At 40.5% G+C, this 16,176-nt stretch carries 11 protein-coding genes; 6 read left to right on the forward strand and 5 right to left on the reverse strand.

Annotated elements, in window-relative coordinates:
* Positions 1-16: 16 nt before the first annotated feature.
* The 4 genes from IRT38_RS10870 to IRT38_RS10885 all read right to left on the reverse strand — a co-directional run bounded on the left by IRT38_RS10870 (position 17) and on the right by IRT38_RS10885 (position 4,773).
* On the reverse strand, positions 17-1,303 hold the full coding sequence (locus tag IRT38_RS10870; RefSeq protein WP_194597690.1) for a DcaP family trimeric outer membrane transporter: 1,287 nt from the start codon (positions 1,301-1,303) through the stop codon (positions 17-19).
* A gap of 283 nt (positions 1,304-1,586) precedes the next feature.
* Positions 1,587-2,288, reverse strand: a complete 702-nt coding sequence (locus tag IRT38_RS10875; protein WP_194597691.1) for a class I SAM-dependent methyltransferase — start codon at positions 2,286-2,288, stop codon at positions 1,587-1,589.
* 64 nt (positions 2,289-2,352) lie between these two features.
* Complete coding sequence (locus IRT38_RS10880; protein WP_194597692.1) at positions 2,353-4,047, reverse strand: AMP-binding protein; 1,695 nt, start codon at positions 4,045-4,047, stop codon at positions 2,353-2,355.
* Between the two features lie 108 nt (positions 4,048-4,155).
* Complete coding sequence (locus tag IRT38_RS10885) at positions 4,156-4,773, reverse strand: TetR/AcrR family transcriptional regulator (protein ID WP_004911136.1); 618 nt, start codon at positions 4,771-4,773, stop codon at positions 4,156-4,158.
* 145 nt (positions 4,774-4,918) lie between these two features.
* On the opposite strand from IRT38_RS10885, the gene IRT38_RS10890 reads away from it, so the two are divergent.
* The 5 genes from IRT38_RS10890 to IRT38_RS10910 are packed head-to-tail and all read left to right on the forward strand — an operon-like array spanning position 4,919 to position 11,432.
* Positions 4,919-6,091, forward strand: a complete 1,173-nt coding sequence (locus IRT38_RS10890) for an isovaleryl-CoA dehydrogenase (RefSeq protein WP_087540099.1) — start codon at positions 4,919-4,921, stop codon at positions 6,089-6,091.
* A gap of 24 nt (positions 6,092-6,115) precedes the next feature.
* Complete coding sequence (locus tag IRT38_RS10895) at positions 6,116-7,717, forward strand: carboxyl transferase domain-containing protein (protein WP_194597693.1); 1,602 nt, start codon at positions 6,116-6,118, stop codon at positions 7,715-7,717.
* 9 nt (positions 7,718-7,726) lie between these two features.
* A complete protein-coding gene (locus IRT38_RS10900; protein ID WP_194597694.1) occupies positions 7,727-8,530 on the forward strand; it encodes an enoyl-CoA hydratase/isomerase family protein in 804 nt (267 codons plus the stop codon).
* A gap of 11 nt (positions 8,531-8,541) precedes the next feature.
* Positions 8,542-10,533 (forward strand): acetyl/propionyl/methylcrotonyl-CoA carboxylase subunit alpha, encoded by a 1,992-nt coding sequence (locus IRT38_RS10905; protein WP_194597695.1) that lies wholly within the window; start codon positions 8,542-8,544, stop codon positions 10,531-10,533.
* Positions 10,530-11,432 carry a hydroxymethylglutaryl-CoA lyase gene (locus tag IRT38_RS10910; RefSeq protein WP_194597696.1) on the forward strand — a complete coding sequence of 301 codons (903 nt, stop codon included), beginning with the start codon at positions 10,530-10,532 and terminating at the stop codon, positions 11,430-11,432. Before IRT38_RS10905 ends, IRT38_RS10910 begins: the two co-directional genes overlap by 4 nt.
* A gap of 99 nt (positions 11,433-11,531) precedes the next feature.
* Here the strand turns inward: IRT38_RS10910 and IRT38_RS10915 are convergent, their stop codons facing one another.
* Positions 11,532-12,488, reverse strand: a complete 957-nt coding sequence (locus tag IRT38_RS10915) for a LysR family transcriptional regulator (RefSeq protein WP_194597715.1) — start codon at positions 12,486-12,488, stop codon at positions 11,532-11,534.
* A 199-nt stretch (positions 12,489-12,687) separates the two neighbouring features.
* On the opposite strand from IRT38_RS10915, the gene IRT38_RS10920 reads away from it, so the two are divergent.
* Positions 12,688-16,161: an indolepyruvate ferredoxin oxidoreductase family protein gene (locus IRT38_RS10920; RefSeq protein ID WP_194597697.1), complete on the forward strand. Its 3,474-nt coding sequence runs from the start codon at positions 12,688-12,690 to the stop codon at positions 16,159-16,161.
* Positions 16,162-16,176 lie beyond the last annotated feature (15 nt).

Consider the following 16,176-nt stretch of genomic DNA (forward strand, 5'->3'; position numbering starts at 1 on the left):
CAAGGCTTTATTGGTATTAAAAGTCATAACTCGCCATCATGTTGATGCGGTTATCCGTCCCTGTGCGACCATCAAAGGTTTCACGTTCACCGTAGACATATTCCATCCCTAAGGTAATTGGCTTGTAAGGGTTGTACATGCCATTGATCCAGCCTTGCCATAGTTCTTTATTTTGAGTTGTGTTGTCTTTATTGATTCGTGCAAATGCATTGTTGTCTTTGGCTTTCATATAGCCATAACCCAATGTTGAACGAAACTGAGAGTTAAATTGATGAGTAATCCCTGTTGAAATTGAATCAAACTCATTGCTTTGAATATGTTTTTGATCATCAATTGCATAACTGCTATTGGTCCACATCAGGAAGCGTCCGTCGCCTTTGATATGGTTATAGTCTGCTTTGAGAAAAGTTTTTGGTGTTAACTGATATTTTCCACCGATGCCGACACCCCAAGCCCATTCTTCATCTTGACTAGTTTTCTTTTCAGCGACAAAACTACGTCCTGAAAGCATAGAGCCATTGGCAAACTTATGATTTACACGTCCAACAAAGGCAGGTAAACGCATTTCATTATCAGGATCAGAGCTTGCTGTATATTTAGGATCTTCTACTGCTAAAGCAAAGCTGGTATTTGCTGTAATATTGTCACTATAACGAACCAATGGTGAGCGTTGTAATGCTCCACCTACATAGGTCGCAGCATCAATTGTTTCTGGATAATATTCAGGTGCGATAAATGTAGACCATGTCTGACCTAATAACCATTTATCAAAGGTTAAATAGGCATGACGGATACGGAATTGATCGCGTGATGCACTACCAAAGAAGTCCATTTCTAATTTTCCACCGACATCGCCAATAGCAGTAGGTGTTTTAAAATTTAGACCAATCCGAGAAACACTTGCAGTGCTATGCAAACGATCTTTTTGTTGCGCTTCTTCAGCTGTCCCTTCTAATGATACACCGCTAATGTTGTTGTACATCGTAGATGCACCTTTTGCTTGATAAGATGCATCCGCACGCAAATAACCATATAAATTAACCTCTGCACCAGATTTGGTGAGTGATAATTTCGGCGTTGTTGTTTGAACAGGTTCAGATGTCTGTGCAACCATGACCTGAGTAGTGGGCTGAGCAGGCGGAGTTTGCTGTACATAATTTTGCAGAATTGCACGCAACTCTTTTACTTCTTGACGAAGTTGTTCTATTTCTGCATTTTCTGAGCCTGCATAACTTCCAGACATGGCAGTCAGTACAGATAGCGCTAAAACACTTTGTTGAACCGTTAAGATGAATCTTTTCATTAAAATCAATTTCCTTGTTTCATGAACTTTACTTTTCAAGTTCATTTTTTGTTTGCGTTGTATCCTTTGCAGTACTTGATGACTGCATCGCATTTCTTGTTTTAAAACCTAATGATATGATTTTATTTGGTTTTACCTCCTCTCATTGTTTTGTTTAACGCTTTATTTAGACAAAAAGAACCTCACAATAACTATAAAAGTCACTGTTAATTGAACGTTTGGTAAAAATAAAAGCTAAATTATTCTTCTAATCATTTATTCCATTATGAATGAGTCCCTTGGGTTATGAGGCTTGAGCAAACTCGGCAATTTCTACCTTTTTCGCAATCAAACCCTGATACATTAAGATTTGACTATATGAGTGCACGTCTTCAAAACCAATGCCTTGAAGTCGTTGCTGATATTCACTGAATGAAATAGTGAAAAAGTCATTTTCCATGCGATCTAACATTTTTTGGCATTGCAATTCAGTTAAACCTTGAGCCATACATAAATAACGTAAAGCTTGTAGATGCTGAGGATTGCTGCAAGGCATCAAATCATAGGTCAATAACAGTCCACTATTTTTCAAACAACGATGAATACTGCTGTAGAAGTCAGTTTTTTGTTCATCTGCTATAAAGTGCGCGACTAAAATAGAAAGTGCAGCATCAAAAGCAGCACTTTCAGTTAAAGCAAAGTGATCACCATGTACAAATTGTACCTGTGCAGACTTCCCCATTTGTTTGACACGTATTTCTGCTTTTTCAAGCATAGCTAAGGAAGGATCAAGGGCAGTAAATTTCCAATCAGGATGTCTATTTAGCAGATATTGCAACTCATAACCTGTTCCACATCCAACAATAAGTATGTGTGCAGTTGGTTGAAGTACAGACTGTAAAATGGCATCCACTTGTTGATGAATGATTTCATATCCAGGAATTAACTTACGGATATGCTGATCATATTCTTCAACGATCTTTGGACTATTAAAATCTTTTGCCATTCACTGTGATCCTTTTCCTTATGACTTTAAAATGCTGTTTTTTCTTTGCGATGTAAAACATCATTTAGTCAAATACGTTTCCAGTTAAATTCAGTTCAGCACGCATAATTTCCTGTAACTTAAACTTCTGCGCTTTGCCTGATGCAGTCATAGGAAATTCATTAAAGAATTTTACGTAACGTGGCACTTTATTATGTGAAATGTGTTCCTTACAGAAACTACGAATATTGTCTTCATCGGTCTGATGATGTTCATGCAAAATAATACAAGCACATAGTTCTTCACCGTAACGCGTATCAGGTAGACCAATCACTTGCACATCACAGATCGCAGGATGGGTATATAAGAAGTCTTCGATTTCTTTAGGAAAGAGATTTTCTCCACCTCGAATGACGACATCTTTGATGCGACCTTTGATTTTGACAAAGCCTTCAGCATCCATCTCCGCAATGTCACCCGTATGCATCCAACCTGCGGCATCAATTACTTCACGGGTTTTTTCTTCTTCACCCCAATAGCCTGCCATTACCGAGTAACCTCTGACGCATAGCTCGCCTAAGGTTCCTTGTGGTACGAGTTGCCCTTCAGGATCGACGATTTTGATTTCGACATGTGGATGAACATGCCCAACCGTACTGACGCGTTTATCAATGGTGTCACTCACGGAGCTTTGTAAGCTGACTGGCGAAGTCTCAGTCATGCCATAACAAATCGTGATTTCTGACATATGCATACGATCAATCACACGCTGCATAATTTCACGTGGGCATGGGCTTCCCGCCATGATCCCTGTACGTAAACTAGATAGGTCAAATTCATTAAATTGTTCATGCTCTAAAGTGGCGATGAACATGGTTGGTACGCCGTATGCTGCCGTACAACGTTCGTTGTGAATTGTCTTTAGTGTTTCTAATGGATTAAATACAGCTGATGGATACACCATAGTAGAACCATGTGTGATACAAGCTAGATTTCCCATGACCATACCGAAACAGTGGAATAAAGGCACAGAGATGCATACTTTATCTTGTGGCGTTAAACGAATACCCTCTCCTACAAAATAACCATTATTCAGAATGTTATGATGGGTGAGCATTGTGCCTTTCGGATTACCAGTCGTTCCTGACGTAAATTGAATATTAATGGTTTCATCAAATTGCAATTGCTGCGTAGCCAATTGTAATTGATCGAGTTGTTCTTGAGTTGGAGGAACGACTAAATCACTGAAACGATGAATACCTGTATGCTGTTTTTCATCAATTTTGATCACAAACTTTAAGAAAGGCAGACGTTCTGAATGAATAATTTTGTCTGTACAGAAAACAATTTCTGGTGCAATTCGTGTCAAAAGCTCTTGATAATCAGTCGTTTTGAATTGTGAGGCGATGATCAATCCTTTGCAGGAAACTTTATTCAATACATACTCTAACTCATGGCTTTTGTAGGCAGGATTTAAGTTCACTAGGATAATCCCTGCTTTAAAAGCAGCAAATTGAGTGATCGTCCATTCCACGCAGTTCGGTGACCATATGCCTAGTCGATCGCCTTTCTTTAAACCGAGTTTGAGCAAACTACAGGCAAAAGCATTCACTTCATATTGTAGTTGTTTATAGGTCAACCGTCTGTTCTGATGTGAACTTACAATCGCTTCTTGATCAGCATATTGCTGACAAGCTTGATCAAATTTTTCTCCAATCGTCATCCCCAATAAGGGTTGTGCACTTGGTCCAGAGGCATAGCTTAACCGTTGTTGTTGCATTGAATCATTCTCCTTGATTCTTTCTAATTCTGTTCTGATTTCATCTCATTGTTATTACTGCAACTATTCTTCAAACTGCCTTGTTTTGATTTTTATTGTTGTTTATGCCTATTTTTTCCTCACGGCATCCACACAAAAATCAGCAATCTGCTTTGAAAAATAGTCTTTGTGTTGCTGATCAAACTTTGTGTTTTGAGCTGGGTCTAGAGGTTCTACGACTACAAAAGTCATCGCGCCAACCACACAAAGTGCGGTGGTATTTAAATCCTCTAACACAAACTCGCCACTTGCATTTCCATCTGCGAGTATTTTAATAATACTTTGTTTAATCAACTGCTTAACACGAAAACGCTCATGCTCTACCAATGAATCAACAGGTTCAAACATGAGTGAATATGCAAGCTGAGGGCTGTTTAGTGCCCTTTTTACAAAGGTTGTTACCGCTTTATGTAACTTTTGTTCCGCCGTTAGATCACTTTCCGTAATCGCATCAATCACTAAAAGTTCGGTATTGATCGCTTCTGACAGAACTTCAATAAGTACCTGACTTTTATTGTCAAAGTAGCGATAAACCAACCCACTTGAAACACCTGCTTGCTCAGCAATTGTTTGTATCTGTGCGTCTTTAAACCCTCCTTCTGAAATCAATTTTCTGGCTGAACTCAAAATCGACTTACGATTTTGTTCCATCCGTTCTTGCATTAAAGATGATCGTTTATAACTCATGAAATTTATTCTCTAACAAATAAAGTGAATTGTAAATCATTTTATGAATATCTATTCACTTTTTTAAAAATTCATTGTATGGTACTTCTTAAGCACAAACAAGAATGCTTATGGAACAACAAATATAACCAATAGGATGAACACAATGAACCTACGTAGCTTGAATTTTGGTCTGGATGAAACATTGATTGCCCTTCAAGATTCAGTTGCCGCATTTTGTGCAAAAGAAATTGCACCAATTGCTCAGCAAGTAGATCAAGACAATAAATTTCCGAGCCATCTATGGAAAAAGTTCGGTGATATGGGCTTATTAGGCCTAACGGTTTCTGAAGAATACGGCGGCACCAACCTTGGTTATCTTGCTCATATTATTGTTATGCAAGAAATTTCGCGTGCTTCTGCAGCAATTGCACTTTCATACGGCGCACACTCAAACCTATGTATTAACCAAATTAATCGCAACGGTAATGAGCAACAAAAGCAGAAATATCTGCCTAAATTAATCTCTGGTGAATACGTCGGTGCCCTTGCGATGTCTGAACCGAATGCGGGTTCTGATGTGGTCAGTATGAAATTACGTGCTGAACAAAAAGATGATCATTTCGTTTTAAATGGTTCCAAGATGTGGATTACCAATGGCGGCGATGCTGATGTCCTAGTGGTATACGCAAAAACTGATCCACATGCAGGCGCAAAAGGCATGACCGCTTTTTTAATTGAAAAGGACATGAAAGGTTTTAGTCATGGTCATCACTTAGACAAACTTGGTATGCGTGGCTCAAATACCTATCCATTGTTTTTTGACAATGTAGAAGTACCTGTTGAAAACGTGTTGGGTGGTGTCGGTAACGGCGCTAAAGTCCTGATGAGTGGCTTGGACTATGAGCGTGCAGTCCTTAGCGCAGGTCCACTTGGCATTATGGATGCCTGCATGGATGTCGTGATTCCGTATTTACATCAACGTGAACAATTTGGACAAGCTTTAGGTGAGTTCCAATTAATGCAAGGCAAACTTGCTGATATGTATTCAACTTGGCTGGCTTGTAAAGCGCTTGTATATGCCGTTGGTACAGCGTGTGATAAAGCAGATCATGACCGTAGCTTACGTAAAGATGCAGCCAGTGCCATTTTATATGCAGCAGAAAAAGCGACATGGATGGCGGGTGAAGCGATTCAAACTTTAGGTGGCAATGGCTATATCAATGAATTCCCTACGGGGCGTTTATGGCGTGATGCAAAACTTTATGAAATTGGTGCAGGCACATCTGAAATTCGTCGTATGTTGATCGGACGTGAATTGTTTAATGAAACCAAATAATAACGATAAATCAGGATGCATCATATGAATCAATTACAAAGCAAAATTAATGTGCGAAGTGAAGACTTCAAAACAAACCAACGAGCTATGCAGACTTTGGTCAATGATTTAACACAAGTTGCCCAAAATATTGCATTAGGTGGCGGAGAAAACGCACGTCAAAAGCATTTAGCACGTGGAAAATTGCTTCCACGTGAACGTATAGATCAATTGATTGACGTTGGCACAGCTTTTTTAGAAATCGGACAACTTGCTGCGTATAAAGTTTATGAGGATGATATTCCTGCTGCGGGTGTGATTGCGGGTATTGGACAGGTTAATGGTGTGACATGCATGATCGTTGCCAATGATGCAACGGTTAAAGGTGGTACCTATTATCCACTTACGGTTAAAAAGCATTTACGTGCTCAAGAAATTGCAGAACAAAATCACTTACCTTGTATTTATCTTGTAGATTCAGGTGGTGCGTATTTACCTATGCAGGATCAGGTATTCCCTGATCGTGATCACTTCGGACGTATCTTCTACAATCAAGCACGTATGTCGAGCCAAGGTATAGCCCAAATTGCGGTCGTGATGGGTAGCTGTACCGCTGGTGGTGCTTATGTTCCTGCGATGTCAGATGAAACCATCATCGTGCGTAATCAAGGGACTATTTTCTTAGGTGGTCCTCCTTTGGTTAAAGCTGCAACAGGTGAAGTTGTAAGTAGCGAAGATCTTGGTGGTGGTGATGTACATACGCGTCTTTCAGGTGTTGCCGATCACCTCGCTGAAAATGATGAACATGCGATTGCGATTGCACGTAATATCGTTGCCAATTTGAATAAAAAACCAAATGAACTCAATAAACAGATTGATGAACCATTGTTTGATGCGAAAGAGTTGTATGGTGTAGTCCCAACCGATGCGCGCAAGCCATTTGATGTACGAGAAGTGATTGCACGTATCGTCGATGGTTCTCGTTTTGATGAATTTAAAGCTCGTTTTGGTTCAACCTTGATCACAGGGTTTGCATCACTTTATGGGATGCCAGTCGGAATTATTGCCAATAATGGTATTCTATTTTCTGAGTCAGCTCAAAAAGGCGCACACTTTATTGAGTTATGTACCCAACGCAATATTCCGTTGTTATTTATTCAAAATATCACAGGCTTTATGGTGGGTCGCCAATACGAAAATGAAGGTATTGCCAAGCACGGTGCCAAACTGGTGATGGCGGTTGCAACTGCAAATGTACCAAAACTTACACTCATCATTGGCGGTTCTTTTGGTGCAGGTAACTACGGTATGTGTGGACGTGCTTATTCTCCTCGTTTCTTATGGACTTGGCCAAACTCACGTATTTCTGTAATGGGCGGTGAGCAAGCAGCCAGCGTACTTTCAACTTTGAAGCGTGATCAGATCGAGCAAAAAGGTGCAGCATGGTCAGCACAAGAAGAAGATGAATTTAAACAACCTATTCGTGATCAGTATGAACGTCAAGGTCATCCTTATTATGCTTCTGCCCGTTTGTGGGATGACGGTGTGATTGATCCAGCGCAAACGCGTCAAGTACTAGGATTAAGTCTTGCTGCAGCTTTAAATGCACCGATTCAACCGACTAAATTTGGCGTGTTCCGCATGTAAGAGGTGTTTATGAGCTATCAATTTTTACAACTGGAACAGCATGATCAGGTGGCATATGTGTGGCTAAATCGCCCTGAGCTACACAATGCTTTCAATACAACGGTGATTGAAGAATTGCATACTTGCTTTAAGCAAATTGCTACCCGTGACGATATTCGAGTTGTAGTTTTAGCAGGTCGTGGTAAAAGCTTTTCAGCAGGTGCAGATCTGAATTGGATGAAACAAGCGGGTCAAGCTTCTACAGAAGAAAATGAAGCCGATGCTTTAAAACTCGCACAGATGCTTGAAGCACTCGCAACCTTAAAACAGCCGACGATTGCACGTGTTCATGGCATTGCTTTTGGTGGTGGTATTGGTTTGGCATCAGCATGTGATATTTGCATCGCCAGTACCGATGCAAAGTTTGCAACCTCTGAAGTTCGACTAGGTCTTGCTCCTTCTACGATTAGTCCATATGTGATTCGTGCGATTGGCGCTAGACAAGCTTCACGCTATTTTTTAACTGCTGAACGTATCTCAGCGCACGAAGCGAAACAAATCGGCTTGGCACATGAAATTGCGGATGTAGAAGATTTAGATAAAAAAGTTCAAGAGATTGTTGATGCTTTATTGCTGGGTGGACCACATGCCCAAGCAGCATCTAAGCAACTGATTCAAATGGTCAGCAATCAAAGTATGAATGATGAATTACTTCGACAAACTGCTCAACACATAGCACAAGTTCGTCAAGGCAGTGAGGCAAAAGAAGGTTTAACTGCTTTTTTAAGTAAGCAAGCCCCTGCGTGGACTTCAAATTCTAATAACAACAATTAAGGATGATCAACATGTTTGAAAAGATTTTAATTGCGAACCGTGGTGAGATCGCTTGCCGTGTGATTCGTACCGCCAAAAAATTAGGTATTGCGACGGTTGCGGTTTACTCAGATGCAGATGCACATGCACAACACGTTAAACTTGCTGATGAAGCGATTTATATTGGTCAATCTCCTGCAACACAAAGTTATTTACAAGTTGATCGTATTATTCAAGCGGCGATTGATACAGGAAGCCAAGCGATTCATCCTGGTTATGGTTTTCTTTCGGAAAACGATCAATTTGCTTTAGCTTGCCAGCAGCATAATATTTGCTTCATTGGTCCTCCAGTCGATGCCATTTTAGCAATGGGCTTGAAAGCAACCTCTAAAGCGTTGATGGAAAAAGCAGGTGTACCTCTAACACCGGGCTATCACGGAACAAATCAAGATGCTGAATTTTTAAAACAACAAGCAGATCGGATTGGCTATCCTGTATTGATTAAAGCAAGTGCTGGCGGTGGCGGTAAAGGCATGAGTCTAGTGGAACGTAGCGAAGATTTCCTACATTCTCTTGCGTCGTGTAAGCGTGAAGCCAAATCGAGTTTTGGTAATGATGACGTACTGATTGAACGTTATGTGATTCAACCACGTCATATCGAAGTACAAGTATTTGGCGACACACATGGCAACTATGTACATTTATTTGAACGGGATTGTTCTGTTCAACGTCGTCATCAAAAAGTACTAGAGGAAGCCCCTGCTCCGCAAATGCCAAGCGAAAAGCTCGATGCAATGCGTCAGGCTGCAATTGATGCTGCTCGAGCTGTGGATTATGTTGGTGCGGGTACGGTTGAATTTATTGTTGAACAAGACGGTACGGCGTATTTCATGGAAATGAACACACGCTTACAGGTCGAACATCCTGTGACTGAAATGATTACTGGAGAAGATTTAGTAGAGTGGCAATTACGAGTTGCGTATGGTGAGCCATTACCAAAACTCCAACATGAATTACAAATTCATGGGCATGCGCTCGAAGCACGTATTTATGCCGAAGAACCAGAAAAAGGTTTTTTACCTGCGATTGGTAAAATTGAATATCTACGCTATCCAACGCAAAACCAATATGTTCGTGTAGATAGTGGCATTGTTGAAGGTGATGAAATTACCACTTTCTATGACCCAATGATTGCCAAATTGATCGTATGGGGTAAAAACCGTGAAGCTGCTTTGATTCAAATGCAACACGCGCTCAGTCAATTCCATGTCGATGGTTTAGGCAATAACATTGCTTTTTTGGAAAAGATTGTACGTTGTGATTCATTCAAACAAGCAAAGTTGGATACCAATCTAATCCAACGTGAAGAGCAGTTCTTGTTTAGCCCAGCGAATATAAAACCTGAGTTTGTTGTTGCGACTGCATTTATTGAATTTCTAAGCCAAATGCAAAACAACCAATCAACTCAAAAACAACTTTGGCTAGCACAACCCTTATGGCGTAGTAATGTGTCTTATCAGCACAGCATTAAATTGAACTATTTAAATCAAAATATTCAAATTAAGTTTTCTGCTGCTGAACAAGGGTTTAATGCAGAATTTAATGGTCAGCAGTATCACATCACAGGTCAATTGACTGATCAGCACAGTGCAAATATTCAAATTGGTGGAATCCAGCAAAAACTTGCCTTTAATCGAGGTGCGCAAGGTATTACCCTGTTCAACGCTGGACAAAGTTATAAGTTTAGCTACTTACGTCAGGATTATAATCAAACTGATGGTCAATCTGAGCAAGGACATCTCAAAGCCCCAATGCCAGGCGTGGTGACACAATTACTTGTAGGCGCAAATCACACCGTGAAGAAAGATGATGTGCTTTTAACACTTGAAGCGATGAAAATGGAATATACCATTCGTGCTCCAAAAGATGGTGTGATTTTGGATGCCTATTTCCAAGTGGGAGATCAAGTCAAAGCTGGTGATGAGCTTGTGGACTTCCAAGCTGCTGAGGAGGAAGTTGCATGAGTGACTATGTAAAGATTGTAGAAGTTGGGCCTCGTGATGGTTTGCAAAACGAGAAACAAGCTTTAAGCATTGAGCAGCGATTTAGTTTTATCAATGATTTAATTGATGCAGGTTTAAAGTCAATTGAAGTGGGTTCATGTGTATCAGCCAAATGGGTACCACAAATGGCGCAGAGCGATGAGTTATTTAAATTGTTGCCACAACGCAATGATTTAAATTTGAGCTTGCTCACGCCAAATCTTAAAGGCTTTGAAGCTGCCCTAGCAGTTGGATGTAAAGAGGTTGCGGTCTTTACCGCAGCTTCTGAGAGCTTTACTCGAAAGAATATCAACTGCTCGATCGATGAAAGCTTAGAACGATTCTCTGAAATTTTCCAAGCCGCGCAAGCAAATAATGTTCGCGTACGTGGTTATGTCTCTTGTATGGTGGACTGTCCTTACGAAGGTGCAATTGATCCAAAACAAGTCGTGAATGTCGTCAAACGGCTGCATGACATGGGATGTTATGAGATTTCATTGGGTGAAACCATTGGGACAGCAACACCAGATCGAGTGCAAAAAGTTTGGCAAGCATGCTTAGCAGAATTGGATAGCAAGATTTTGGCTGGACATTTTCATAATACCTATGGCATGGCAATCGCGAATATCTATCAATCTTTACAGCAAGGTATTCGAGTCTTTGATTCTTCGCTTGCTGGACTGGGTGGTTGTCCTTATGCCAAAGGTTCATCAGGGAATGTTGCAACAGAGGATTTATATTATTTACTGTCTCACATTGGATATGAAACAGGCATTAATCTAGAAAAACTGATGTTGGCTAGTCAAAATATCAATCAAACATTGAACCGAAAAAACTTATCAAATTATGCAAATACTTATCTTCAACAGTCATGTGCATAAATAAATCTCAGCGATCATTGAAAATGCTCCACTAAAAATAAATTTGAAGGAGCATTCATGTTTTTTTGTTCACTCACTTATTACTGATTTAAGTTCGGATCATTCAGTATGTGTTAATTGATAAAAATAAGAAGTATCTGATTTAATTTTCGGTGAAATATATTGTTCTACCCAATCCAACCAAGCACGAGTTTTTGCATCAATATAATCTCTTGACGGTAATAAGGTATAAACACCGATATCAGGTGAACGCCAATCGGGCAACACATGACACAATCGACCTGCCCGAACAGCTTCAATCACTGAAAATATCGGTAATAATGCGATTCCCATATCTTGTTGTACGACATCTAATAATAACTCAGGAGTATCAGCCACAATTTGACCGCTCGTACTGATCTCATGAAAACCACCCTTTTCATTAATTAAATGCCATTCGGGTGTGATAGATGGATTGACCAAACGTAGACATGCATGGTTGTACAAATCTTCTGGTGAGTTTGGTATGCCATGCTTTTCTAAATATGCAGGAGATGCACACAACACTGAAAATATGGTGCCGATACGACGCGATACGAATCTGGAGTCAGTCAGTGATTCAGTTAAATATAAGCTAACATCAATTCCCTTACCTAAAAGATCTGGTGTGTTCTGCGAAGTTCGATATTCAACCGTCAAATCTGGATAACTTTGGCAGAATTTAGCCATTACAGGCGATATATAATAATGCCCAAAGCTTGCCATACTCAAAATACGCAACCGTCCTTTTGGCTTTGTTGCCGTTCCTGTCGCTTCAGACTCTGCTTCATCTATGATCGATAGCACTTGTCGACAACGCTCAGCATAAAGCGCACCAATATCTGTCAATGCATGCTGCCGTGTAGAGCGTTGCATCAGTTTAACACCAAGCCGTGACTCTAGCTCGCTGATCAGACGTGATACCTGAGCTGTGGTCAAATCCATCTGTTCAGCAGCTGCTGTAAAACTTCCACTGTCAATCACTTTCAGGAAAGCATGCATTGCATGCAACAGTCCACCATCGAGATTTTTGCGCATAACGTAAATATCTTTTCCTAAATTACGCATTGTTGCACCAGTTTAGATCAACCACAATGGTAAATATGTATATACATCCATGCGTATTTTTTGACGGTTCAGCGCATGATTTGATCGTTGTATGTCTATAACTCCAAAAGTCAACTCGGATGTTGAGAAAAGAAAGTAGCTCGAACTACATAATACAAAGGAGACATAAATGAATATCGCTACGACATTTACACCTAAAAAGATACCGACTAAAGATGTATCCCTTGATGATAAATACATAAACGATAACGGCACGGCTTATATGACAGGTATTCAAGCTTTGGTGCGTTTACCACTCGCTCAAACCCGCCGTGATAGTAAAAATGGTTACCATACTGCTGGGTTTATTTCAGGTTATCGCGGATCACCTGTTGGTAACTATGATAATTTTCTTTGGCAAATTGAAGGAATTTTGAAAGATCATGATGTGGTCTTTCAACCTGGTGTTAATGAAGATTTAGCTGCTACCGCGATTTGGGGTACCCAACAAGCTAATTTAGCAGGTCAAGGTAAATTTGATGGTGTTACTTCTTGGTGGTATGGCAAAGGTCCAGGTGTAGATCGCTCAGGTGATGTGCTTCGTCATGCTAACCTCGCAGGTACAGCCGAACACGGTGGTGTTGTTGCTCTATTTGGTGATGATCATTCTTGTAAGTCTTCTACTGTTCCGCACCAGTCTGAACACGTGATGATGGGTTGCGGCATTCCTATTTTTTATCCAACCTCAGTACAACATATTCTTGATTTTGGTATTCATGCAGTCGCAATGTCACGATTTGCTGGTGTATGGACTTCCATGAAACTCGTGAGTGAAATTGTAGAAACATCAGCATCTGTACATGTTGATGAAGACCGTGTCATTCCAGTCATACCAAAAGAAGTTAAATTTCCAGATGATGGCGTTAATATTCGCTGGCCAGATCATGGTATCCAACAAGAAGAACGACTTTACAAATATCGCTTACCTGCTGTTTTAGCATATGCACGTGCTAACCAACTCAATAAAGTCACTTGGTCATGTGAAAATGCCCGTATCGGCATCGTTGCGAGTGGCAAAGGTTATCTCGATACGATTGAAGCTTTGCGTATATTAGGGATTGATAATGATATTGCTGAACAAATTGGCTTAAAAGTTTATCAAGTTGGTCTTATTTGGCCTTTGGAACCACAAGGATTACATGAGTTTGCAGAAGGTTTAAAAGAGCTGATCGTTGTTGAAGAAAAACGCCCGATTCTTGAATCCCAAATTAAAGATGAGTTGTATTCACTTCCTGACCATCAACGTCCTCATATTATTGGTAAAGCTTGTGATGGTAAGGGCGAATGGAGTACATCTACTGAGGAAGCTCCCTTAATTGGATATTACGAGTTTCAGCCTGAACCAATTGCAAAAATGTTGGCAGCACGTTTTCTCGCCTTGGATATTCCAGTACGTATAAAAGAACAAATTCAAAACCGAGTTGGTTTATTACAAACAGCTGAACAAGAATCTCAACGTATTTTAGATATTGCTGATCGCAAGCCATTTTTCTGTAGCGGATGTCCTCACAATACTTCAACTAAATTACCCGAAGGTAGTCGTGCATTAGGTGGCATTGGATGTCATTACATTGCAGTTTCACTTGATCGTGGTACAGAAACCTATTCACAAATGGGTGGTGAAGGTGTGAGTTGGGCTGGTGCATCGCATTTTACTAATGAAAAACACATTTTCGCTAATCTAGGTGATGGAACTTATTTCCATTCGGGCTATCTTGCTATTCGCCAAGCCATCGCTGCAAAAATTAATATTACTTACAAAATCCTCTACAACGATGCTGTTGCAATGACGGGCGGACAACATGTGGATGGACATTTGAGTGTTGCTCAACTAACGCGTCAGTTAGCCGCTGAAGGGATAAAAAAACAGGTTATCGTGACTGATGAACCTGAGCTGATACATGCCGAAGAAGGTATAGCACCTGATGTAGAAATTCATCACCGTAATGAATTAGATGCAATCCAACGTCAATTACGTGATATTTCGGGAGTAACAGCCCTAATTTATGTTCAAACTTGTGCTAGCGAAAAACGTCGTCGTCGTAATCGTAATGCCTACCCTGACCCTGCTGAACGTTTATTTATTAATACTGATATTTGTGAAGGTTGTGGTGATTGTTCAAAACAATCGAACTGTTTATCAGTCGAACCTGTAGAAACAGAATTAGGTACTAAGCGTCAAATTAACCAGAGTACCTGTAATAAAGACTTTACTTGCGTCGAAGGTTTTTGCCCAAGTTTTGTCACTGTACATACACGTGATATGAAACGCCCTGAAAAATTTGAAGGATTTCCTGCTGGCTGGCCAGAAAAACCAATCATTCCTAGCTTGGAAAATACACCGAGCCGAATCATGGTGGGTGGTGTTGGTGGTACAGGTGTGGTTACTTTAGGTGCATTGTTAGGAATGGCTGCGCATCTTGAAGGTAAAGCAACACGTGTTATGGATATGGCAGGATTAGCACAGAAAGGTGGAACAGTATATTCCTATGTACAACTTGCTTCAGACGACGAGCAAATTTCAGCAACAAAAATTCCTGCTGGTCAATGTGATATTTTAATCGGCGCTGATGCAATCGTAGCAAGTAGCAAAGCTGCGTTATCACGCCTAAGAGATGAAGCAGTGGTGATCGTGAATGAAGATGCCTCTCCAACGTTAAGTTTTATTGAATCTCGGGATTGGTATGCTCCGATTACAGACTTAATTACTCGTTTGAAAGGACGTGTACATCACGGAAAACTAGTTACATTACCAGCAGCTCGGATTGCCACTCAAGTACTCGGAGATTCGATCTATACCAACCAGATTCTTTTAGGTATGGCTTGGCAATCAGGAAAAATACCGCTACTAAGAGGAAGTATAGAAAAAGCAATTCAATTAAATGGTACGGCGGTTGATAAGAATATCGAGGCTTTCCGCATCGGTTGTCATCTGAGTAGCGATCCTAGTTTAATTCCTCGTTTAGTCGCAGCGATGCCAAAACTTAATAAGCCCCAGACCATGTCGGAATTAATTGAAGATCGTACTACTCGTCTGCGTGAATATTGGAATGAAGCTTACGCCTTGAAGTATAAAAACTTAGTAGATAGCGCTGCGGAAAAATTACCTGAATCATTAGCTGGAACGATTGCAACTCAACTTTATCGAGTGATGGCTTATAAAGATGAGTATGAAGTTGCACGTTTACTTACAGCTAAAAAATTCAAACAGTCTATAGCCTCGCAGTTTGGAGAAGGCTTACGTCTAACCTATCACCTAGCTCCACCTGTACTGGGCGCACATCAAAATATTCGTAAACGTGCTTTTGGATATTGGATCCGGTTCCCTTTGATGCTATTGGCACGTTTACAATGGCTACGTGAAACTTTCCTAGACCCGTTTGCTCGTCAAACAGAACGTCAGCACGAACAAGCGTGGCGTGACCGTTATATCAGCTTTGTCGAGGCTTTAATTGAATCACCTGAAAAATACAATCTGGTCGTTGCGGAGGAAATTGCCAAACTTCCTGCTGAGGTGCGAGGTTTTGGGCATGTGAAAGCGCAAGCGATGAACAGTGCGATACAGCGTTGGGATGAGCTTACAACAACACTCAATAAATCCTAAAATTTTATTCAACTT

The organism is Acinetobacter sp. SK-43 (assembly GCF_015351505.1).
Taxonomy (GTDB): domain Bacteria; phylum Pseudomonadota; class Gammaproteobacteria; order Pseudomonadales; family Moraxellaceae; genus Acinetobacter; species Acinetobacter junii.